Below are 21073 nucleotides of genomic sequence, written 5' to 3' on the forward strand. Positions count from 1 at the left end.
GGGGTTTCAGACGGTCACGGAATCAGGATGGTCGAGCCGGTGGTCTTGCGACCTTCCAGGTCGGCATGAGCCTGGCCCACATCCTTCAAGGCATAGCGCTGGTTGATCTCGATGCTGATCTGCTTGCTTTGCACCATGTGGAACAGGTCGCCCGCAGTGGCATCGAGCTCGGCGCGAGTGGCGATGTAATTGCCCAGGGAGGGCCGGGTCAGGAACAGCGAGCCGCGCGCAGCCAACTCGGACACGCCGAACGGCGCCACCGGGCCGGAGGCATTGCCGAAGCTGACCATCATGCCACGCGGGCGCAGGCAATCCAGCGAGCCCATGAAGGTATCCTTGCCGATGGAGTCATAGACTACCGGAACGCCTTTGCCCCCGGTAATTTCCTTGACACGCTCGACGAAGTTCTCGGCCTTGTAGTTGATCACGTGGGCCGCGCCGTGCTGCTTGGCCAGGGCGGCTTTTTCCTCGCTGCTAACGGTGCCGATCAGGTTCACACCCAGCGCGCGGGCCCACTGGCAGGCGATCAGGCCGATGCCGCCAGCAGCGGCATGGAACAGGATGGTCTCGCCCGGCTGCACCACGTAGGTCTGGCGCAGCAGGTATTGCACGGTCATGCCCTGCAACATCATGGCCGCGGCCGTATCGAAACTGATGGCATCGGGCAGCTTGACCAGAATGTCGGCCGGCATCACCCGTTCTTCGGCATAGGCGCCATTGGGACGGCCGGCGTAGGCTACGCGGTCGCCCACCTTGAAGTCGCTCACACCCGGCCCCACCGCTTCGATGGTGCCGGCGCCTTCCTGGCCCAGGCCGGCAGGCAGCGGTTGCGGATAGAGACCGGCGCGGAAATAGCAATCGATGAAGTTCAGGCCGATGGCAGCATGGCGGATGCGCACTTGGCCGGCACCCGGCTCGCCCACCTCGACGTCCACGTATTCCATCACCTCGGGGCCGCCGGTCTTGTTCATGCGGATTGCTTTTGCCATCTGGGTCTCCTGTAGTCGGTCAGTATCAAGCCTGGAAATTCACTTGCGGTGGGCCAGTATAGAACGCCTCAGCGCTTCTTGCGCGACAGCAGCCACATGCCGGCCAGCACCAGCGCAGTGCCCAGCAGCTGGATGGCGGTAATGGGTTCATCCAGCAGCACGGCGCCCATGAAGAGCGTGGAAACCGGCCCCACCAGCCCGGCCTGGGCGGCCGTCGGGGCGCCGATGCGAGCCACCGCCACCATGGTCAAAAACACCGGCAGCACGGTGCAGAACACCGCATTGAAGAGTGAAAGCTGATACACCGGGGCCACCTGGGTGAGCAGCTCGGCCGGGGGGCGCAAGATGAAGAACTGGATCACGCAGGCCACACTGGAGACGCACATGGCATAAGCCACCAGCCGCACCGCGCCGACCCGGCGCACCAGTTCGCCCGAGCCGATCAGGTAGATCGAATAGCTCAAGGCCGAGCCCAGCACCAGGGCGCTGCCCAGGATGACTTCGCTGCCGCCGGTGTGCAGGTCATGCTGCAAGACCAGCACGGTACCGAAGTAGGACACCAGCAGCGCCCCCCACTCAATCGCCCCGACCTTGCGCTTGAAGAAGAAAAAGGCGATCAGCATCACGAAGGAAGGGGTGAGGAACAGGATCAACCGTTCCAGCCCGGCCGAGATGTATTGCAGGCCGAGGAAGTCGAGGAAGCTCGACAGGTAGTAGCCCATCAGCCCCAGCACCAGGATGCGCAGATAATCGGCGCGCGCCAGCGGCGGCTGGGTGCGTGCCTTCCAGATCGCCACGGCGGCGAACATCGGGAAGGAAAACACCATGCGCAGCGTGATGACCATGACCGCATCGACCTGGTAACGGTACATCAGCTTGGCCACGATGGCCTTGGCGGAAAAGAAGATGGCGCCGACGATGGCAAGCAAGAGCCCGCCCAGGAAGGCCTGGCGCGGGGTGGAGTGGGAAGTGGCAGCAGTCATGGCCGCCATTGTAAACATTTCAACGCCTTAAGCACCTAAGCACCCAAGCGCCTGAACGCCGCGCCGGCCTTGCACCGGCGCGCCAGGGGTCAACGCTTCTTCATCAGCGAGCCGAGGACGCCGCGGATCAGTTCGCGTCCCACCTGTGAACCAATGCTGCGCGCCGCCGACTTGACCATGGCTTGCAAGGGCGAATCGCTGCGGCGGCTGCCGTTGCCGTTGCCGTTGCCGAAGAGGCCGCCCGCAGCATCCTTGAGCAGATCGCCCAGGCCGCCACCCTCGTCTTGCTGCGGCAGCGGTTGCGCTTGGGGCTGCGGCTGCCGGGAAGGCATACGGGCGCCACCGCTGGGGCGGGAGCCGGTCGCGGGCGCTGGTGCGGTGTGGCCGGCCGAGGCGCCCCAGGCGTTGTCATCCACCGGAGGCGGTGCGGGTGCGGGGGCCGGCGGCTGATTCGGCGTCGGGGCCGGGGCCGCCTGCGGCTGTTGCACGGCGCGCCCCTTCAGGCGTTCATAGGCCGATTCACGGTCGATGGCCTGCTCGTAGACGCCGGCCACCAGCGAACTGGCGATCAGGGCGCGGCGCTCTTCTGCGCTCAGGGGGCCGATCTGCGAAGCGGGAGTGAGTACATAACCGCGCTCGACCATATTGGGCCGGCCCTTGTCATCGAGGAAGGACACCAGCGCCTCGCCCACGCCCAGCTCGGTGATGGCCTGGGCGGTATTGACCATGGGATTGGGGCGGAAGGTCTCGGCGGCGGCCTGCACCGCCTTCTGGTCGCGCGGGGTGTAGGCGCGCAGGGCGTGCTGCACGCGGTTGCCGAGCTGGCCCAGGACGGTATCGGGGATGTCCAGCGGATTTTGCGTGACGAAGTAGATGCCCACGCCCTTGGAGCGGATCAGGCGCACCACCTGTTCGATCTTCTGCAACAGCGGCTTGGGCGCCTCATCGAACAGCAGGTGTGCTTCGTCGAAGAAGAAGGCCATCTTGGGCTTGTCCAGATCGCCCACCTCGGGCAGGTGTTCGAACAGTTCCGAGAGCATCCACAGCAGGAAGGTGGAATACAGACGCGGCGCGTTCATCAGGCGGTCGGCGGCCAGGATGTTGATGACGCCGCGGCCCTGGGCGTCGGTCTGCATCCAGTCTTCGATGTTCAACATCGGTTCGCCGAAGAAGCGGTCGCCGCCCTGTTCATCAATGGCGATCAGGCCGCGCTGGATGGCGCCCACGCTGGCGGCCGAGATATTGCCGTATTCGGTCTTGAACTGGGCGGCGTTCTCGCCCACGTGCTGCAGCATGGCGCGCAGGTCCTTGGTGTCCAGCAGCAACAGGCCGTGGTCGTCGGCGATCTTGAATACCAGTTGCAACACGCCTTGCTGGGTGTCGTTCAGGTTCAACATGCGCGCCAGCATCAGCGGCCCCATGTCGGAAATGGTGGCGCGGACCGGGTGGCCCTGTTGGCCATAGACATCCCAGAACGCCACCGGGGCGGCGGCCCAGGCCGGTTCGGGCAGACCCAGTTGGGCCAGGCGCGCCGTGGTCTTGGGCGAGGCGCTGCCGGCCTTGCCCAGGCCGGACAGGTCGCCCTTGACGTCGGCCATGAAGACCGGCACCCCGATATCGGACAAGGCCTGGGCCAGCACCTGCAAGGTGACGGTCTTGCCGGTGCCGGTGGCGCCGGTGATGCAACCATGGCGGTTGGCCAGTTGCGGCAGCAGGCACAGGAGCCCGCCGGGATGGGAAGCAATGGGAAGCGGATTAATCATCTCAACTCAGCCTTGAGGGCAAAAATGACGGGGTGGCGGTATGGTAAAATGCCCGCCCGATTATAGTCAGAACATGGTGGCAGGATGGACATGATCGGTCCTGCCTGTGCTTGGTCTCCCTCTGCACCGATTCGTTGCATCCGCCTGCCGGTCTTGCCGCAGCGAGCGCGAAGGGCGGCGGTGGCGACCACAAGACGGTTCTGGCCTCACCCTCTCGCAGGAAAGATTGAACATGGCTGGACACAGCAAATGGGCCAATATTCAGCATCGTAAAGGCCGTCAGGATGAAAAGCGCGGTCGCGTCTGGACCCGTCTGATCAAGGAAATCACCGTCGCTGCCCGCATGGGTGGGGGCGACCCGGATACCAATCCGCGTCTGCGCCTGGCGGTGGACCGTGCCTCCGACGCCAACATGCCCAAGGACAACGTGACCCGCGCCATCCAGCGCGGCACCGGCGCCCTGGATGGCGTGAACTATGAAGAAGTGCGCTATGAAGGCTATGGCATCAACGGCGCGGCCATCATCGTCGATTGCATGACCGACAACCGCGTGCGTACGGTCGCCGAAGTGCGTCACGCCTTCTCCAAGTTCGGTGGCAACATGGGGACCGAAGGCTCGGTGGCCTTCCTGTTCAAGCACTGTGGCCAATTGATGTATGCCCCCGGCACCGATGAGAACGCCGTCATGGAAGCGGCCCTGGAAGCCGGCGCCGAAGACGTCATCACCGATGACGAAGGCGGCATCGAAGTGCTGACCGCCCCCAACGACTTCGCCGCCGTCAAGAGCGCCATGGAAGCCGCCGGCTTCAAGGCCGAAGTGGCCGAGATCACCATGAAGCCCTCCACCGAGACCGTGTTTGCCGGCGAGGATGGCGTCAAGATGCAGAAGCTGCTGGATGCGCTGGAGAACCTGGACGATACCCAAGAGCTCTATACCAACGCCGTGATCGAAGAATAATTCTTCATACGACCCGGATAATTCGGACATTTCGCCCCCATTCGCCACTCTTTTCTTCCTATTCCCATGAAAATCCTAGTTGTCGGCTCCGGTGGCCGTGAACATGCGCTGGCCTGGGCCATCGCCAAGTCGCCGCGCATCCAGACGGTCTATGTCGCTCCCGGCAATGGCGGCACCGCGCTCGACGAGCGTCTGCAAAACATCGCCATCACCGATCCGATGGCACTGGCCGACTTCGTCGAGCAGGAGCACGTGGCGCTGACCGTGGTCGGCCCCGAAGGCCCGCTGGCGGCCGGCATCGTCAACGTCTTCCGCGCCCGCGGCCTGAAAATCTTCGGCCCCACCAAGGAAGCGGCGCAACTGGAAAGCTCCAAGGACTTCGCCAAGGCCTTCATGCAGCGCCATGCGATCCCCACTGCCCAATACCAGACCTTCTCGGACGTGGCCGCCGCCCATGACTACATCGCCCAGCAGGGCGCGCCCATCGTCATCAAGGCTGACGGCCTGGCCGCTGGCAAGGGCGTGGTGGTGGCCATGACGCTGGAAGAGGCGCATACCGCCGTGGACATGATGCTCTCCGACAACAAGCTGGGCGACGCCGGCGCGCGCGTGGTGATCGAGCAATTCCTGGCCGGCGAAGAAGCATCCTTCATCGTCATGGTCGACGGCAAGAACATCCTGCCGCTGGCCACCAGCCAGGACCACAAGCGCCTGCAAGACCACGATCAAGGCCCCAATACCGGTGGCATGGGCGCCTATTCGCCGGCCCCCATCGTCACTCCGGCGCTGCACGCGCGCGTCATGCGCGAGATCATCGTGCCTACCGTGCAGGGCATGGCCAAGGATGGCATCCCCTTCTCGGGCTTCCTGTATGCAGGCTTGATGATCGATGCCGAAGGCAACCCCAAGACGCTGGAATTCAACTGCCGCATGGGCGACCCGGAAACCCAGCCGATCATGGCGCGCTTGAAGACGGATCTGCTGACCGTATTCGAACATGCCGTGACCGGCTCGCTGGACAAGGTGGAACTGGAATGGGACCGCCGCACCGCGCTGGGCGTGGTGATGGCTGCCCATGGCTACCCGGAAGAACCGCGCCGTGGTGATCTGATCACCGACATCCCGGCCGAGACCGCCGATTGCGTGACCTTCCATGCCGGCACCACCCTCACCGGCGACAAGCTGACCACCAACGGTGGCCGCGTGCTGTGCGTGGTGGGCCTGGGCGACAGTGTCAAGGTCGCGCAGAAGCACGCCTATGACGCCGCTGACCTGATCCACTTCGCCGGTTCGCAGATGCGTCGCGACATCGGCTGGCGCGCGCTCAAACGTTAAACAGCGTTCTACAGCCCAGCAAATGAGCTGACCGGTCCCCCGCAACGCAGCCAGTGTTGCGGGGGATTTCGTTTTGGGCGCTGGCTGTGCAACAAAAACCGGCCTGGCTCGGACTAAGCACAACCGGTGCCGCACACCCTGCCACTCATTGGCACGCATTGCCACGAATTGTCACGACACAAGAAAAGGAAATACCGATGCCCACCCACCTGCTCAACTTCGACACCCTCATCAACCTCTATCTGGTGCCCTTCGGCCTGAAGGTGATCGCCGCCATCGTCATCTGGATCATCGGCGGCATGTTGATCAATACCCTGGCCAAGGTGGTGCGCCGCGTACTGACCGCACGCCAGTTCGAAACCACCCTGGTCAACTATGCCAGCTCGGCCATGCACGTGATCCTGCGCATCCTGCTGGTGATGGGCATCCTGGAAGTCTGCGGCGTCCCCACCACTTCGTTTGCCGCCGTCATCGGCGCGGTCGGCGTGGCGCTGGGCGTGGCCTGGTCGGGCCTGCTGTCGAACTTCGCGGCCGGCATCTTCCTGGTGGTGCTGCGCCCCTTCAAGGTAGGCGACTACATCACCGCGGCTGGCCAGACCGGTTCGGTATCCGACATTGGACTGGTGACCACCATCATCACCACCGACAACAACCTGCGCGTGATCATCGGCAACAACAAGCTGTTCTCGGAAAACATCATCAACTACAACGTCAATGCCACCCGCCGTACCGACCTGCGTTGCCAGATTGCCTACAGTGTTGATCCACAGCAAGCCATCGCCAAGCTGACCGACCGCATCACCGCCATCCCCAACGTGTTGCAGACCCCGGCGCCGGGCATCGCAATCCAGGAATTCAATGCCACCGGCACCTTGATCGCCATCCGCGTGCACGCGCCCACGCCCAATTTCGGCCAGGTCTACAACGATGTGCAGAACGCCATCGCCGAGGTCTGCCTGAAGCAAGGCTGGCCGGCCCCGGCCACCTACCAGGTGGCGGTACCGCTGGCGCAGCCGCCGCAAAGCTGAGGCCAATGCCCCACATTGCCGGTCCGGGCGTGTGCCGGACCGGCTTTTGCCGCCCCAGGGTGGGCCTGGCAAGGTACAATGGCGGGTTGGAACGCATTTCCGTCCAGTAACCGTGCATCAGAGCGACTCGCCCGTGACCACCCATTCCAACACCTCCACCCCTACCGCAGCCGTCAAGGCTTACCTGCAAGACCTGCAAGAGCGCATCGTCGCGGCCCTGGAAGCGGCCGATGGCAAGTCCTTCCTGTCGGATTCCTGGGAACGTCCCGAAGGCGGCGGCGGCACCTCGCGCCTGCTGGAGGAAGGGAACCTGCTGGAGCGCGGCGGCGTGGGCTTCTCGCACGTGATGGGCCAGAAGCTGCCGCCCTCGGCTGCAGCCAACCGCCCGCAATTGGCCGGCCGCGCCTGGGAAGCCATGGGGGTGTCGCTGGTGCTGCATCCGCGCAATCCCTATGTGCCGACGGTGCATATGAATGTGCGCTTCTTCAGCACCCATGCCGAGGGTGAAGAGCCGGTCTGGTGGTTCGGCGGCGGCATGGACCTCACGCCTTACTACGGTGTGAAGGAAGATGCAGTCCACTTCCACCGCACCTGCCGCGCTGCCCTCCAGCCCTATGGCGAAGACCTGTATCCGCGCTTCAAGGCCTGGTGTGATGAATATTTTTACCTGAAACACCGCAAGGAACCGCGTGGCGTGGGCGGCATCTTCTTCGATGACTTCAACGCCCTGCCCTTCGAGCAAGCCTTTGCCATGCAACGCAGCGTGGGCGACGCCTTCCTGGAGGCCTACCTGCCCATCGTGGCAGCCCGCCGCGACACCCCCTATGGCGAGCGCGAGCGCGACTTCCAGGCTTATCGCCGCGGACGTTACGTGGAATTCAACTTGGTCTTCGACCGTGGCACGCTGTTCGGGCTGCAATCGGGGGGCCGTACCGAGTCCATCCTGATGTCCATGCCGCCGCTGGTGAAATGGCGCTATGACTGGCATCCCGAACCCGGCAGCCCGGAAGCTGCGCTGTATTCGGACTTCCTGGTACACAAGGAATGGCTGTAATGGCGCCGCCTGCGGCGCCACGCTGCATTGCCGTGCTCGGCGGCAGCTTCGATCCGGTGCACAATGGTCATGTGCGCCTGGCCGAGCACTTCGTGCAACTGCTGCAACCGGATGAGCTGCGCGTCATTCCCACCGGCAATCCCTGGCAGAAGCATGGCTTGCAGGCGGCGCCGGCCGATCGCGTGGAAATGGTCAGGCTGGCCTTCGACCGCCAGCAGGTACCGGTGGTGATCGATGAACAGGAAATCCGCCGCGCCAGCGCCACCTACACCATCGACACCCTGCGCGCGCTGCGCGCCGAGCTGGGGCCGGCAGTGTCCATCGTGTTCCTGATGGGCGCCGACCAGTTGCAGCACCTGGACACCTGGCAACACTGGCAGGAACTGTTTGACCTGGCGCACCTGTGCGCCGCCTCCCGGCCCGGCTTCGAGCTGGCCGACGCGCACGTGCCGCCGGCCGTGAGAGAAGAATTCAAGCGGCGCAACGCTGCGCCGCAAGACATCCGCAGCACCCCGCACGGATACGGCTACCTGGCCTTAGGGCTGGCGGTCGATATTTCATCGACTGAAATCCGTGCCCAGCTGCAACGCGGCACCCGACCCGATTCGCTGATCCCGGGCAGGGTGCTAGACTATATCGAACAACAACATCTGTACCGACATTAAACCAATGGACATCAAAAAACTGCAAACCCTGGTCGTGGACGCCCTGGAAGACGTCAAGGCCCAAGAAATCCGCATCTATGACACCACGCACCTGACCAGCCTGTTCGACCGTGTGGCCATTGCCTCCGGTACCTCGAACCGCCAGACCAAGGCGCTGGCTGCCTCCGTGCGCGACAAGGTCAAGGCCAAGGGCGGCAACGTCGTCAGCATCGAAGGCGAAGACACCGGCGAATGGGTGCTGGTCGACCTGGGTGACATGATCGTGCACATCATGCAGCCGGCCATCCGTACCTACTACCGCCTGGAAGAAATCTGGGGTGACAAGGAAGTCAAGCTGGGTGCAGCCAAGCGCACCGGCACCTCGGCTGCCGCCAAGCGCGCCGCCGCCGACGAAGCCCCGGCCCCCAAGACCCGCCGCACCCGCGCCCAGGCCGAAGCGGTCGAAGCCAGCCAGGCCCTGGACGATGATGAGGACGCACCGAAGAAGCCGGCCCGCAAGCCGCGCACGACCACTGCGACCACCACCGGTACCCGCGCTGCCACCGGGTCGACCCGCACTACCCGTACCACCGGCACCAAGACCACCGCAGCCAAGACCACCACCACCCGTGGCACGGCTGCCGGCAGCAAAACCACCACGACCAAGGCCGCCACCACCCGCAAGGCGGCTGCGCCCAAGACCCCGACCGGCAAGACCGTGCGCGTGGCGCCGGCCAAGAGCGAGACCGCCAAGAAGCCGGCCGCCAAGCGTTCCAGCAAGGCTTGATGCAGCTGGTCATCGCCGCCGTCGGCCACAAGATGCCGGCGTGGATCGAGACCGGCTTCCAGGAGTACGCCAAGCGTATGCCCCCGGAATGCCGGATCATCCTCAAGGAAATCAAACCCGTCGAGCGCTCCGGCAGCCGCACGGCCGAGACCGTGATGGCGCAGGAGCGCGAGAAGATCGAAGCGGCGCTGCCCAAGGGGGCGCGCGTGATTGCGCTGGACGAGCGCGGCCGCGACTGGACCTCGGTGCAGTTGTCGCAACAACTGGTGCAGTGGCAACAGGATGGGCGCGACGTGGCCTTCGTCATCGGCGGCGCCGATGGTCTCGATCCCGGCTTCAAGGCGGGGGCCGACACGCTCATCCGCATCTCCAGCATGACCTTGCCGCATGGCATGGTGCGGGTGATGCTGGCCGAGCAACTGTACCGGGCCTGGTCGATTACGCAGAACCATCCGTATCACCGCGCCTGAATTCGTCCACCGCCGGCCAGCCCTGCTGGCACCGGCCTTTGACATGATGCATGGCTCAATGAAACAAGCGGACCACAAAATCTACCTCGCCTCCAAAAGCCCGCGCCGGCGCGAACTGCTGCGCCAGATCGGCATCGATTTCGAACTGCTGCTCTCGGACAAGGAAGTCGACGAAAGCGTGCTGCCCGGCGAAGCCCCGCTGGACTACGTCGCCCGCGTGACCCGCGCCAAGCTCGACAGCGCCCAGCAGACCATGATCCTGCGCCAGTTGCCGCATCGCCCGCTGCTCGCGGCCGACACCACCGTGGTGGTGGACGACCTGATCCTGGGCAAGCCGGCCGATCACGACGAAGCGGTGCGCATGATCACCCTGCTCTCCGGCCGCACCCACCAGGTCTTGACCAGCGTGGCCGTGGGCGTCACGCATGGCGTGGACACCGAGGTCTGGCAGATCGTGCAGCAATCCGACGTCAGCTTCGCCGCGCTCACCGACGAGGCCATCGCCGCCTATTGCAACACCGTCGAGCCTTACGACAAGGCTGGTGCCTACGGCATCCAAGGCCTGGCGTCGGTCTTCATCAGCCATATCGTGGGCAGCCATTCCGGTATCATGGGACTGCCGCTGTTCGAGACGGCTCAACTATTACAACAAGCGGGCGTTCGCATCCTATGAGCGAAGACATCCTCATCAACATCACGCCGCAGGAGACGCGCGTGGCGCTGATCCTGCAGGGGGCGGTGCAGGAACTGCACATCGAGCGCACGCTCTCACGCGGCCTGGCCGGCAATATCTATCTGGGCAAGGTAGTGCGGGTACTGCCGGGTATGCAATCGGCCTTCATCGACATTGGCCTGGAGCGTGCCGCCTTCCTGCACGTGGCCGACATCTGGGAAGCCCGTCCGCACGACGGCCAGAACGCGCCGGCCATTCCCATCGAGAAACTGTTGCACGATGGCCAGACCATCACGGTGCAGGTCATCAAGGATCCGATCGGCACCAAGGGCGCGCGCCTGTCCACGCAGATTTCCATTGCCGGGCGCATGTTGGTCTACCTGCCGCAGGACAAGCACATCGGCATCTCGCAACGCATCGAAAACGAAGCCGAGCGCGAACTGTTGCGCAGCAAGGTACAGGCCCTGCTGCCGCCAGAAGAAAAAGGCGGCTTCATCATCCGCACCATGGCCGAGGACGCCTCCGACGCCGACCTGCAGATGGACGTCGAATACCTGCGCACCACCTGGGCCACCATCACCAAGCAGGCCAAGACCAAGCCAGCACCGACCCTGCTGCACCAGGACCTGTCGCTGGCGCAACGCGTGCTGCGCGACTTCGTCAGTGACCATACCGCCACCATCCAGGTCGATTCGCGCGAGAACTTCCACATGCTGCAGGAGTTCGGCGCCATCTACACGCCTTCGGTGCTGACCAAGCTGATGCACTATCGTGGCGAGCGCCCGCTGTTCGACCTGTATGGCGTGGAAGAGGAAATCGAACGGGCGCTGGGACGACGGGTGGACCTGAAGTCAGGCGGCTACCTGATCGTCGACCAGACCGAAGCGATGACCACCATCGATGTGAACACCGGCAGCTTCGTCAATGGTCGCAACTTCGACGACACCATCTTCAAGACCAACCTGGAAGCGGCGCACGCCATTGCACGCCAGTTACGGCTGCGCAACCTGGGCGGCATCATCATCCTGGATTTCATCGACATGGAAAGCACGGAGCATCGCCAGGCCGTGCTGGCCGAGCTGGGCAAGGCCTTGCAGCGTGACCGCACCAAGATCTCGGTATCGGGCTTCTCCACCCTGGGGCTGGTGGAAATGACCCGCAAGCGCACCCGCGAATCGCTGGCCCATATCCTGTGCGAAACCTGCCCGGCCTGCAAGGGACGCGGACAGGTCAAGACCTCGCGCACGGTGTGCTACGAAATCCTGCGCGAAGTCATGCGCGAAGCCAAGCAGTTTAATCCGCGCGAATTCCGCATCCTGGCCTCGCAGGTGGTGGTGGACATGTTCCTGGAGGAAGAATCGCAACACCTGGCCATGCTGGGGGATTTCATCGGCAAGCCGATTTCCTTGCAGGTGCAGAGTGATTATCAGCAGGAGCAGTACGACATCATTTTGATGTGAGTATATCCAAGGCTATCCTCGAACATAAAATCACCCCAGAACCCGCTACTGTAGCGGGTTCTTCATTTTTGACACTTTATCCTTGTTTATACCAATATATCGCCCTAGCTACCCACTTGGGCAGCTCAGCGGGTAGCTGGAACGAACACTACTCTGATATTGCGCCAATTTCCTGGCCACTCATCCAGCTGACCTACTCCTAACGAAGGTGGGGGAAAAAATATCGAAAACGGATTCCACGAGCAAGCTTAGTGACCTTCAGTTGCGGAACTGGTTGCGAGATGGGAAAGCACTCGCAAAGTCCGATGGAGACGGACTTACGTTCACGTTATCTGCAAGTGGGATCGCAAGCTGGCGGGCTGATAGGAATTCCCCGCTCCTTGTACCACTACGAATCTCCTCGTCCTGATGACGAGGAGCTGCATCAGCGTCTTTGCGAACTGGCAGCCATAAAGCCGATATGGCTATCGGCGTTTCCCTGATTCGCTGTGCTTATTACGTTAACGAAGGCTTTTTAACCAAATCCTGAAGCTCTCAGAGAGATTGATTTTTAAAGCTGGTTCTGCGGCAAGAAGAATAGCAGCAATACCATTCAGGCCGGGTACGCTCAACGTAGCACCAATTGCCGGCAGGTAGACATCGGGATTTTTAAAAGCGAACCGACGCTGCAGCATTTCTCTCCAATGATGCTTTGCCCATCTAATTAAGTGACTTTCGACTGCGGGCTTAAAGCTTGATCGTGCTCCTACCTGCACAAATCGTAATGTCGACGCAAACAACTGCTCTGGCGTTTGATCCTTACCTCTAAGAACAGACTGAATCTCCTCTGCCACATAGCGTTGCAACGTATCCTCGGTCGCGTCGGGATCAATCGAAATCATCAGTTCAAGCACTTTACGCGCGCCTTTAGGCAGCACAATATTTTCAAGTGCAACTTGTAATGTCTTCAATGATTCACTGCGCCCGCTCATCGCTGCGTTCACTGCAAAGGTTTGGATAGCATCTATCGCATTACCTTCAATCCATTCGTCTTCCAGCTGAATTCCTTGTAGTGAAGGAATTTCTCCCTCCTTGGGAGAGATCGGTGAATCCGCTTTCATTTCCTCCCGCTTGGCATGAACCAGTGCATTGACATCCAACCAGGGTTTAATGAGCTGGGCAAACTCAACAGCATCCACCTTACGAATAGTGTCTTCCAAGAAACGGTGCCTGGTTACAAACTCGAGGCTTGGATAAATCCGCCCGCCAATTCGCTTGTCCAATTCTGCCCGTGCTTCGATGGCGCTCGAGTGGTAAGACTTGATTGCGGCCCAAAGATGCCAGGAAGTCATTTTGCTTGTGCGAGGATGCTCCCGTATTGCAGCCGGCGGCTCGGGATTACTACACATCCCGGCCTCAAAAACGGGCGGCTGATCATTGACCAGCACAGCGTGTCCGCTTTTTACGTGCGAATACATCCAAAGTAATCCATGGGGTATTACTCGGCGACAATAGACAGCACTCAGCGATGATTCGTCTTCCGTCTGCGGCATATCAGATAACACACTGTCGATTTCCGCAATAGCTGCATCAAAATTTCCAGCCTTGTACATGGCAAGCGCATGGTCTGCCCTTACCCCCAAGAACATCGGTTCCAGATTCTCACTGGCAACCTTCTCCGACGCGTCGATCGCCATTTGAAACCACGCGGCGCATTTGGCCCAGTCATCAATCTTCGATGCACTGATCGCTGTTTCTCTACCAATAAAGAACTGTTCTAGAGGGCCATACATCGACAAGTCTGATGACAACTGTTCGAATGCAGAGAGAGATTCAGCAAATTTTTTACCTCTAAAATAAATTCTTGCGCGCGCTCGTGTCGTAATAGCGTTGGCGCCGCATACCGAGTCAGCTAGCTCGAGCGCTTCCAAAGCTTGGTTTGTTTGATTTCCATACTCATCAAGCATGACACTTCGCGCTACGTGGAAATACAGAGCAAATTCTTTCTTCTCCCATTCCTCTACAAGCGTTGCGAGCCCAAGGAATGTGTCAGCAGCGCGTTGCCAATCGAGCGTGCCGGCCTTTAACTCAGCAAGCCAAGCCGCGTTGACAATCGAATGGCAAGCGTCAAGCGAGTCATTCGGCTCTAAAAAGTATTTTTCGCGCGCTTCCTTACTAAGCTTTCCAAGTTCGACGAATAGAGCGTACTGCTTTTCTATCGTTTGAACGCCCATTGCCTGGGTCACAAAGAAGAGACTGGATACATTAACAGGTGCTCCACTCTCCTCTCTCTGGTGCTCCTCTGCACCCGCCATGACAGATTGGAACTGGGTATTAGAGCTTGTCAGCTCGTGGTGTCGCTCAAGGAGTCCGATGGGATTGGGCAGTACACTTGCAAGATTATTTGAAATGAGTACTTTACTAAGAACTAGATACTCAAATACTGCTCGCTCATCATCGTTTGGCGCATTTTTAATTTCCTCGCACAGCACCCTCCATGTAGAGAGCTGCAATTCTTCTGATTTACGCTCAGCGAGCAGCAAAAGTTGCGCAAATCTTAAATAACGTGAAGTGTGAGGATTACGTGGATAGATCAGAACGTCAGTCGGTTCGCCGACAAGACTGGGGATCCAATCAGCAATTGCACTTGGTTTCCTCATTCCTTCAGCTATGATTGCAAGGGCCATTTTTAACAATACCCAGTCTGCATGGCCTCTTTTTGCATGTAAATAAATAGCATTTGCTTTCTCAGCTTGGATCGCTTCATTGCCGGCCAGTACCTCGGCAGCGCGGCAATGAATAGCTTGCTGTTCCTGGCTATCCAATACCTCTTCGCCCGCACGTTCCACAAGTGGTGATATTCGCAGGCGCTCCGCTCCCACGTCGTCAATCCATGGTCCTACGAGCTGATCCAAACTTTCTCCAGCAAGGCGGATGGCTGGATCTATCCCACCTATTTGCAGAGCCAATGCTCGATCAAATCGACCGATCAGCAGGCTGAGTCGATATAAGAGCGTTCGAGTATTCTCATCGAACCGATCAATCAGCGATCTGCGCAATTGACGCTGATCAGATTTCAGATCCGCTTGGATGTTTTCGATATTTGTGACGGCTTGGCTACTCTCCAACTCCGCCCATCCAATACTCTTGGCATAGGCCATGAATGCGCGCACCAGTTGGGGATGCCCATTTCCGCCATAGACATACGCTAAAAACGCTGCACGCTCTGAGCCTCCTGCTTTAAGCACTAATTCTGCTACTTCTTCAAAACTAAGATTTTCTACTGGGACCGATGGCAAAACCTCGATACCAAGACGATCTGCAACTGCCTTAGAGGGCTGCCTATAGCATGTAACAATACATGCACCATCCTGCCTTTTGATAGCGAGCAGGAGTCGAGCCATTTTCAGCGTGACAGCAGATGTTTCCAGCTCATTCAGATCATCAACGATAATCCCTTCAAAGCTACGAGACACAATCTGCCCTATCACCGTATCAATGCGCCGGCATATCTCGACGGCAGGCATATCCCGCAGATCAAGAATAAGCCAACGCCCCTCGTATCGAGAGGCGACCATGCGGGCAGCGAGTGTTTTACCGAGGCCGCTCCCTCCTGCAAGGACTAAAAATTGATGCTGGTGCAATAAGCCCAGTGCAGATGTGATGAGCGACTGCCTCGGCACGATGAGGGATGGGAATGGCAGATTTTCAACAGGTTCAAGAAGAGATGTTGGCTGCAAGACATTCCTGTTGGCCGTCGCGGGTAGTTGCTCAGACAGCAAACGAACTAACAGCGCATTCGGCACCGGAGTCTGAGTATGCGATTCACAAAGCTTTAACAGATCCGCAGTGCGTAAACGTCGCTCGGACTGTGGCTTAACGATGGCATCCAAAACTTCACATAGCACCCTATCCGTAAGACCCTTACAATCGGTCGGCGACAATCCAAATCGCTCTGAAGCAAATTCAATTATTGAAGCATCGAGCTGTTCGGTAATTCCCGCCAGATCCTCCTGCTGACAATCCCAATGAATTTGCCTTAATAGCTCACCTCTTAGCTGTTCGTCATTGCGAGTTTGAATAAATTGACGCACCTTGTCTGATGACAAAGCGCTCAATAGAGCCCTCCTGAGTGGAGCGACGTCTGCTCCGGCTGCTGCCAGGCGCCAATATTCCAACACTCCTTGTCCGTTCACCCGATCGGCGTGATCCCGCTCTTTCCCCAGACTTGCGGTCGTCAGAAAATGGAAGCTCACCCGGCGGTTAGTATTGCGCTCGACCAAATCGACATACGCGTCTAGCGCTTCGGAGACATCAGCGTTATTGATCGTCAATGACCCAGAATTCGCCGTATCTTTAACCTGCACACCTTTTAGCGCGTCTTCTGTTGCAATCGCATAATCCTCAGCAACTTCAAGATGTAGCTCTTCTCCAGCTTTTAAGCCAATCCAAGCCAATGCACTAACTCGCAACTGATAGGCGTAACCTCTTAGAGAGGCAATTGCCTGACGCCGAGGATCCCCTTCTGGGGCAGAGATCAGGTCAGGACCTGCAGAAAAAACTGTCATATCTAATCTCTCAAGATCGAGGCACAAAATTCATCGCCCATGCTTATTCACGCACTTCGAATAGGGCGTAGATGGGACTGCTTTGGGATTACCGTCCACGCCTTTTCGAGTTCGGGAAGCCCTCCCGACTTGGTGCTCAAGCTCATTTCGTCCTTATTCCTTTCGACCAATTCGAATATTCAGTGTGAGTAAACACATGCCGGATATCGATCCATCATCCTGATGTGAATATCGCCGCTACACCGCCTCAACAGCCTCACTGGCATTCTCAAAAGGAAGATAGCCCTTATAGACCAATTGGTAGCGAACCACTGACGGGTGTACCGCATATCGACGAGCGACCTCTTCCATGTCCTCAGGCGTGGGATTGGCCACATCCAGTTCTCTCTGTATGTCATCAAAGGGGCACAGCAAACTGTTTGCAAAGGCGCGCTGGAATCGTTGTCGGTCGCTTTTCGAGCGGCTCACGATGCCAAAATGCTCCTCCTGTGCCCACACGGCGTCCCCTAGCTGACGCATCAACTCAAAGCGTAGCGATACCGGCACTTTGTTTTGGAGCGCGACACGCGATTTGCCCTGGCCATCGATGCGGGCGGTATAGGGCAGTTTCCTCGCTGTTGCGGTGGCGGCTTTGATATCGTCCCAGCGAATCTTGAGCAGTGCCGTCAATTCGTCATTGTTAAGCGGCCCGCGCACGATACCGATGATTTCTCGGAGATGGTCAGCGGCAACTTCAGCCATCCGCCACGGACTGACAGCGCTTGGCAAAGCCTGGTCGGACAAAAATTCACTGATCTCTGCGGCCATACCAAGATCAATCTCCAAGGTCGATGCCTTGGTGGCTTCGATCACCGTGTGCAATGTCTGTGGACAGTTCGCACCTGGAACTGCGCGTGCGGCTTCTTCAACGCCGTTTTCACCAGCAATCGCTTCCAAGTCAACCAAGGCATTGATCACCGCGTCCGGCGCCATGTCGGCATCGAACCCCAGACAAGCCTCCAGCCGCCTCCAGCCGGCCAGCTCCGGGTCGTTACGTTCTCTGGCGATTTGGGCGACCAGGGTTTGAAGAGCCTCGCCATCAGCCATCTTCGCGCAATGACCAAGAATCGCAGCCAACAGCGCATCCAGCTCCCTTTCATAGTCATCCGCGGGCACCACACCGACTGGAAAATCAAAATAAGCCTGTGGACCACCCACTGTCTTTTTCCCGACACTTGGAGCAAAAGCGATGCGATCGCCAACGCTGTAAATCATGACGCGCGGCCAGAGCTCACCACCAGCGGCAGAATTCAACTCATGACGCAAACGCCAATCGATCGACGGAAGGCCATTCCCGCTAAGGGTTTCCCAACGCAGGCGCCACCAGTTATCCGCCAGCCAGAATGCAAGGGTGGTGGCCGAAGCACGAAAGTAATCACGATTGGTCCCTTTACCAATATCCGCAATTCTTGAAATCACCGTGTGGCCGAGTTGCAATCTGAACTCGGCCACATCGTCAGTGGGATCTGGCCAGTTGGCCGAAAAAGTGAAAGAGCGAGAGGTATTCATCGATAAAAGGCTTCTGCCGCGGCAATAGCTGATGCCAACCCGGCATCATGGAAGTTTGCAAGACCCATTTCAGCATTGAGAACCGCCCTGGCGCGCACTAAAACATGGCGTGCAAATGCATCGTCAGGCAGTATCGGATAGCCGTGATACTGAAACTGTCCTGCATTGGTAATACGTAGCTCGTAAATCCAACCAGTGTCAGACAGTGTCCACAGCAAGCTCGGTGCACCTTTATTGTCTTGCTCAGACCAAAGCCCCAGTTTGACTGCCCTCGCTAAGAGCAAGGGGATCTGCCCCCATTGGCTCTGATCAAAATTTGCATGTTCGTCGCAGTACGTCCGCTCAACATCTTGTCCCTGATAAGGTGCCAATCCGTACGCGACTGGATGGAATTTATGCTTGGCCGAAGGCCCATAGGACACTTGCCCTGAGAGTGCCAATCTCTGGCTCAACGTGGGCACGGCAGCAATCAACTTGCGATGTGGATTATTTCGAGACCGCGAAACCACGACTCTTGAAGGCGGTTTTTTTCTTGCCATTACTCACTCTTCATCATTAGCGCCGCACGCATGTCGCGTCAATCAACGTGCGGCCGGTCATGGATCGAGAACCTGTAGTCGCACTTCTTTTACTGGATTTTGCCGTGAGTTGCGATATTGCTAGGCTGAGCGTGGCTCATTTTAGCGCAATCACCCCTCAGGGGCTCGCCATTAGTGCTGAAGAAATGAGCATCGGATCCATTCAGGAAAACATTCACATTCTTATCCATTTAACATTATCCCGATCTCATCGCCGCGCAGGTCAACGGCCACAGCACATGCATTACAATGCGCACTCTTTTAGCTGGCCAGCGACGCTTTCTCTCTTTCCATGCCCACCCATACGTCCCTTGCAGTCTTCCTCCTATCGGCAATTTCACGGCGCATTGCCAGTGTTTTTCGTTCCCGAGGCGCAACAACGGCGTGATGATACCGGACCTCCCGATGCTGATCTTGTCGTCAGGCTCCCAGGAAGTGCCTGCCAGACCGGCGAACACGGCATAATCTCTCTTTTTCGTCTCTGCACGACCTGCAAGCAAGGATTCCCCCGATGCTGTCCAACAACATGAAACGCCTGGCGGCCCTGCACTGGCCCTACAAGAAGAGGCTGTCCCTGGCATTCATTGCCATGATCGTCACCGCCGCCACCGAACCGGTGGTGCCCTATATCTTCCAGGTGCTGCTGGACAAGGGCTTCGTGGGCAAGCCAGCCTTTTCGCTGTGGCTGGTACCGGCGGCGGTGATCGGCATCTTCTTCATCCGCGGCATCGCCACCTTTACCAGCTCCTACATGATGACCTGGGTCTCCACCCGCATCCTGAATGAACTGCGGCGCCAGATGTTCGCCCGGATGCTGGACCTGCCGCTGCACTTCTATGCCACCAATACCGTGGGCAAGGTCATCAACTCCATGATGTTCGAGGTGCAGCAGATCATCGACATGGTGACCAAGGTATTCACCTCCATCCTGCGCTCGGCCCTGACGGTGCTGGGTCTGCTGGCTTGGCTGCTGTACCTGAACTGGGTGCTGACCATCGTCACCCTGGTGCTGCTGCCGCTGGTGACGCTGGTGGTGCGTACCACCGGCAAGCGCCTCAAGAAACTCAACCGCGATTCGCTGGCGGTCAATGCCGAGATGACCCAGGTGATCGAGGAAACCACGCGCGCCCAGCAGGTCATCAAGATCTTCGGCGGCCAGGACTACGAGAAGGAACGCTTCAACCGCCGCGCCGAGAACCTGCGCAGCTATACCATGCGCATGACGGCCGCCTTCTCTTCCACGGTGCCCATCACCCAGCTCATGACCGCCACCGCCGTGGCCGTGGTGATCGTGATGGCCCTGATCCAGTCGGGCAATGGCCAGATCACCGTGGGCGGCTTCGTGTCCTTCATTACGGCCATGCTGATGCTGCTCACGCCCTTGAAGCAACTGGCCGAGATCAACGGCCCTCTGCAACGCGGCATGGCCGCGGCCGAAGAAGTCTACAAGCTCATCGACAAGACCACCGAACGCACCACCGGCCAAGCCTTGAGCGGGCGTGCTACCGGCCGGCTGGATTTCGTCGAGGTCGGCTTTACCTATCCCGGTCACGAACAACTGGCGCTCAAGAACATCAACCTGCACGTCGAGGCTGGCGAGACCATCGCCTTCGTGGGTATGTCCGGTGGCGGCAAGTCCACCCTGGTAAGCCTGATCCCCGGCTTCTACTCCTGCACGGCCGGCGAGATCCGGCTCGATGGCCGCGACATCGAGACCATCTCGCTGGAGAGCCTGCGGCGCCAGATCGCCATGGTCAACCAGAACACCGTGCTCTTCGACGATACCCTGGCGGCCAACATCGCCTACGGTGATGCCACGCCGGACCCGGCGCGCATCGAGGCCGCCGTGGAAGCCGCGCACCTGGGCGACGTGGTGGCCGGTCTGGCCGAGGGCTTGCAGACCCGCTTGGGCGACAATGGTTCGCGCCTGTCGGGTGGCCAGCGCCAGCGTGTGGCCATTGCCCGCGCCATCTACAAGGATGCGCCCATCCTGATCCTGGACGAAGCCACCTCGGCGCTGGATACCGAATCCGAACGCGCCGTGCAGGCCGCGCTGGAGCGGTTGATGCAAGGCCGCACCACCTTCGTCATCGCCCACCGCCTGTCCACCATCGAACGCGCCGATCGCATCGTGGTGCTGGCGCATGGCCAGATCGCCGAGATCGGCACCCATCAGGAGCTGCTGCAAAAGGAAGGCGTCTACGCCAACCTGTACCGCCTGCAGTTCTCCCAGCAAAAGGAAGCCTCCCTCTGAGC

General features: G+C 59.5%; 16 protein-coding genes. 10 read left to right on the top strand and 6 right to left on the bottom strand.

Going from position 1 to position 21073, the window contains the following annotated elements; translation table 11 throughout:
* Nucleotides 1-14: 14 nt before the first annotated feature.
* The 3 genes from RC54_RS18695 to RC54_RS18705 form a co-directional block, all read right to left on the bottom strand.
* A complete protein-coding gene (locus tag RC54_RS18695) occupies nucleotides 15-989 on the bottom strand; it encodes a quinone oxidoreductase family protein (RefSeq protein ID WP_058896437.1) in 975 nt (324 codons plus the stop codon).
* 68 nt (nucleotides 990-1057) lie between these two features.
* Nucleotides 1058-1972, bottom strand: a complete 915-nt coding sequence (locus RC54_RS18700; protein WP_174526134.1) for a DMT family transporter — start codon at nucleotides 1970-1972, stop codon at nucleotides 1058-1060.
* Between the two features lie 89 nt (nucleotides 1973-2061).
* The gene (locus RC54_RS18705) at nucleotides 2062-3735 is read right to left on the bottom strand and encodes a helicase HerA-like C-terminal domain-containing protein (protein ID WP_061790221.1); all 1674 of its coding nucleotides are present in this window, start codon (nucleotides 3733-3735) and stop codon (nucleotides 2062-2064) included.
* A gap of 232 nt (nucleotides 3736-3967) precedes the next feature.
* Between RC54_RS18705 and RC54_RS18710 the strand changes: the two genes are divergently transcribed.
* The 9 genes from RC54_RS18710 to rng all read left to right on the top strand — a co-directional run bounded on the left by RC54_RS18710 (nucleotide 3968) and on the right by rng (nucleotide 12144).
* Nucleotides 3968-4693, top strand: coding sequence for a YebC/PmpR family DNA-binding transcriptional regulator (locus RC54_RS18710; protein WP_058896440.1), 726 nt, complete (start codon nucleotides 3968-3970; stop codon nucleotides 4691-4693).
* 66 nt (nucleotides 4694-4759) lie between these two features.
* Nucleotides 4760-6028: a phosphoribosylamine--glycine ligase gene (gene purD, locus RC54_RS18715; RefSeq protein WP_058896441.1), complete on the top strand. Its 1269-nt coding sequence runs from the start codon at nucleotides 4760-4762 to the stop codon at nucleotides 6026-6028.
* A 197-nt stretch (nucleotides 6029-6225) separates the two neighbouring features.
* Nucleotides 6226-7056, top strand: a complete 831-nt coding sequence (locus RC54_RS18720) for a mechanosensitive ion channel family protein (RefSeq protein WP_058896442.1) — start codon at nucleotides 6226-6228, stop codon at nucleotides 7054-7056.
* 133 nt (nucleotides 7057-7189) lie between these two features.
* Nucleotides 7190-8110, top strand: coding sequence for an oxygen-dependent coproporphyrinogen oxidase (gene hemF / locus RC54_RS18725; RefSeq protein WP_061790231.1), 921 nt, complete (start codon nucleotides 7190-7192; stop codon nucleotides 8108-8110).
* Nucleotides 8110-8775 (top strand): nicotinate-nucleotide adenylyltransferase, encoded by a 666-nt coding sequence (locus tag RC54_RS18730; RefSeq protein WP_058896443.1) that lies wholly within the window; start codon nucleotides 8110-8112, stop codon nucleotides 8773-8775. Before hemF ends, RC54_RS18730 begins: the two co-directional genes overlap by 1 nt.
* A 4-nt stretch (nucleotides 8776-8779) precedes the next feature.
* Nucleotides 8780-9541, top strand: coding sequence for a ribosome silencing factor (gene rsfS / locus RC54_RS18735; protein WP_017452204.1), 762 nt, complete (start codon nucleotides 8780-8782; stop codon nucleotides 9539-9541).
* Nucleotides 9541-10011 (top strand): 23S rRNA (pseudouridine(1915)-N(3))-methyltransferase RlmH, encoded by a 471-nt coding sequence (gene rlmH, locus RC54_RS18740; RefSeq protein WP_006464668.1) that lies wholly within the window; start codon nucleotides 9541-9543, stop codon nucleotides 10009-10011. Before rsfS ends, rlmH begins: the two co-directional genes overlap by 1 nt.
* A 58-nt stretch (nucleotides 10012-10069) precedes the next feature.
* Nucleotides 10070-10684 (top strand): Maf family protein, encoded by a 615-nt coding sequence (locus RC54_RS18745; RefSeq protein WP_058896445.1) that lies wholly within the window; start codon nucleotides 10070-10072, stop codon nucleotides 10682-10684.
* A complete protein-coding gene (gene rng / locus RC54_RS18750) occupies nucleotides 10681-12144 on the top strand; it encodes a ribonuclease G (RefSeq protein ID WP_058896446.1) in 1464 nt (487 codons plus the stop codon). The genes RC54_RS18745 and rng overlap by 4 nt, the downstream gene beginning before the upstream one ends.
* Nucleotides 12145-12644: 500 nt before the next feature.
* On the opposite strand, the gene RC54_RS18755 is transcribed toward rng, so the two are convergent.
* The 3 genes from RC54_RS18755 to RC54_RS25420 form a co-directional block, all read right to left on the bottom strand.
* Entirely contained in the window at nucleotides 12645-16691 is a 4047-nt protein-coding gene (locus RC54_RS18755; RefSeq protein WP_123020473.1) for a tetratricopeptide repeat protein, read from the bottom strand.
* 237 nt (nucleotides 16692-16928) lie between these two features.
* Nucleotides 16929-18239, bottom strand: coding sequence for a hypothetical protein (locus RC54_RS18760; RefSeq protein ID WP_058896448.1), 1311 nt, complete (start codon nucleotides 18237-18239; stop codon nucleotides 16929-16931).
* Nucleotides 18236-18778 carry a hypothetical protein gene (locus RC54_RS25420; RefSeq protein WP_156425867.1) on the bottom strand — a complete coding sequence of 181 codons (543 nt, stop codon included), beginning with the start codon at nucleotides 18776-18778 and terminating at the stop codon, nucleotides 18236-18238. The genes RC54_RS18760 and RC54_RS25420 overlap by 4 nt, the downstream gene beginning before the upstream one ends.
* A gap of 550 nt (nucleotides 18779-19328) precedes the next feature.
* Between RC54_RS25420 and msbA the strand changes: the two genes are divergently transcribed.
* Entirely contained in the window at nucleotides 19329-21071 is a 1743-nt protein-coding gene (gene msbA / locus RC54_RS18765) for a lipid A export permease/ATP-binding protein MsbA (RefSeq protein WP_058896449.1), read from the top strand.
* The last annotated feature ends 2 nt before the right edge of the window (nucleotides 21072-21073 follow it).

Origin of the sequence: Herbaspirillum rubrisubalbicans (assembly GCF_003719195.1) — a bacterium.
Lineage (GTDB): Bacteria > Pseudomonadota > Gammaproteobacteria > Burkholderiales > Burkholderiaceae_D > Herbaspirillum > Herbaspirillum rubrisubalbicans.

Coding starts and splice junctions, on each gene's coding strand:
- RC54_RS18695 (WP_058896437.1), bottom strand. CDS start 989: ATGGCAAAAGCAATCCGCATGAACAAGACCGGCGGCCCCGAGGTGATG.
- RC54_RS18700 (WP_174526134.1), bottom strand. CDS start 1,972: ATGACTGCTGCCACTTCCCACTCCACCCCGCGCCAGGCCTTCCTGGGC.
- RC54_RS18705 (WP_061790221.1), bottom strand. CDS start 3,735: ATGATTAATCCGCTTCCCATTGCTTCCCATCCCGGCGGGCTCCTGTGC.
- RC54_RS18710 (WP_058896440.1), top strand. CDS start 3,968: ATGGCTGGACACAGCAAATGGGCCAATATTCAGCATCGTAAAGGCCGT.
- purD (WP_058896441.1), top strand. CDS start 4,760: ATGAAAATCCTAGTTGTCGGCTCCGGTGGCCGTGAACATGCGCTGGCC.
- RC54_RS18720 (WP_058896442.1), top strand. CDS start 6,226: ATGCCCACCCACCTGCTCAACTTCGACACCCTCATCAACCTCTATCTG.
- RC54_RS18730 (WP_058896443.1), top strand. CDS start 8,110: ATGGCGCCGCCTGCGGCGCCACGCTGCATTGCCGTGCTCGGCGGCAGC.
- rsfS (WP_017452204.1), top strand. CDS start 8,780: ATGGACATCAAAAAACTGCAAACCCTGGTCGTGGACGCCCTGGAAGAC.
- rlmH (WP_006464668.1), top strand. CDS start 9,541: ATGCAGCTGGTCATCGCCGCCGTCGGCCACAAGATGCCGGCGTGGATC.
- RC54_RS18745 (WP_058896445.1), top strand. CDS start 10,070: ATGAAACAAGCGGACCACAAAATCTACCTCGCCTCCAAAAGCCCGCGC.
- rng (WP_058896446.1), top strand. CDS start 10,681: ATGAGCGAAGACATCCTCATCAACATCACGCCGCAGGAGACGCGCGTG.
- RC54_RS18755 (WP_123020473.1), bottom strand. CDS start 16,691: ATGACAGTTTTTTCTGCAGGTCCTGACCTGATCTCTGCCCCAGAAGGG.
- RC54_RS18760 (WP_058896448.1), bottom strand. CDS start 18,239: ATGAATACCTCTCGCTCTTTCACTTTTTCGGCCAACTGGCCAGATCCC.
- RC54_RS25420 (WP_156425867.1), bottom strand. CDS start 18,778: ATGGCAAGAAAAAAACCGCCTTCAAGAGTCGTGGTTTCGCGGTCTCGA.
- msbA (WP_058896449.1), top strand. CDS start 19,329: ATGCTGTCCAACAACATGAAACGCCTGGCGGCCCTGCACTGGCCCTAC.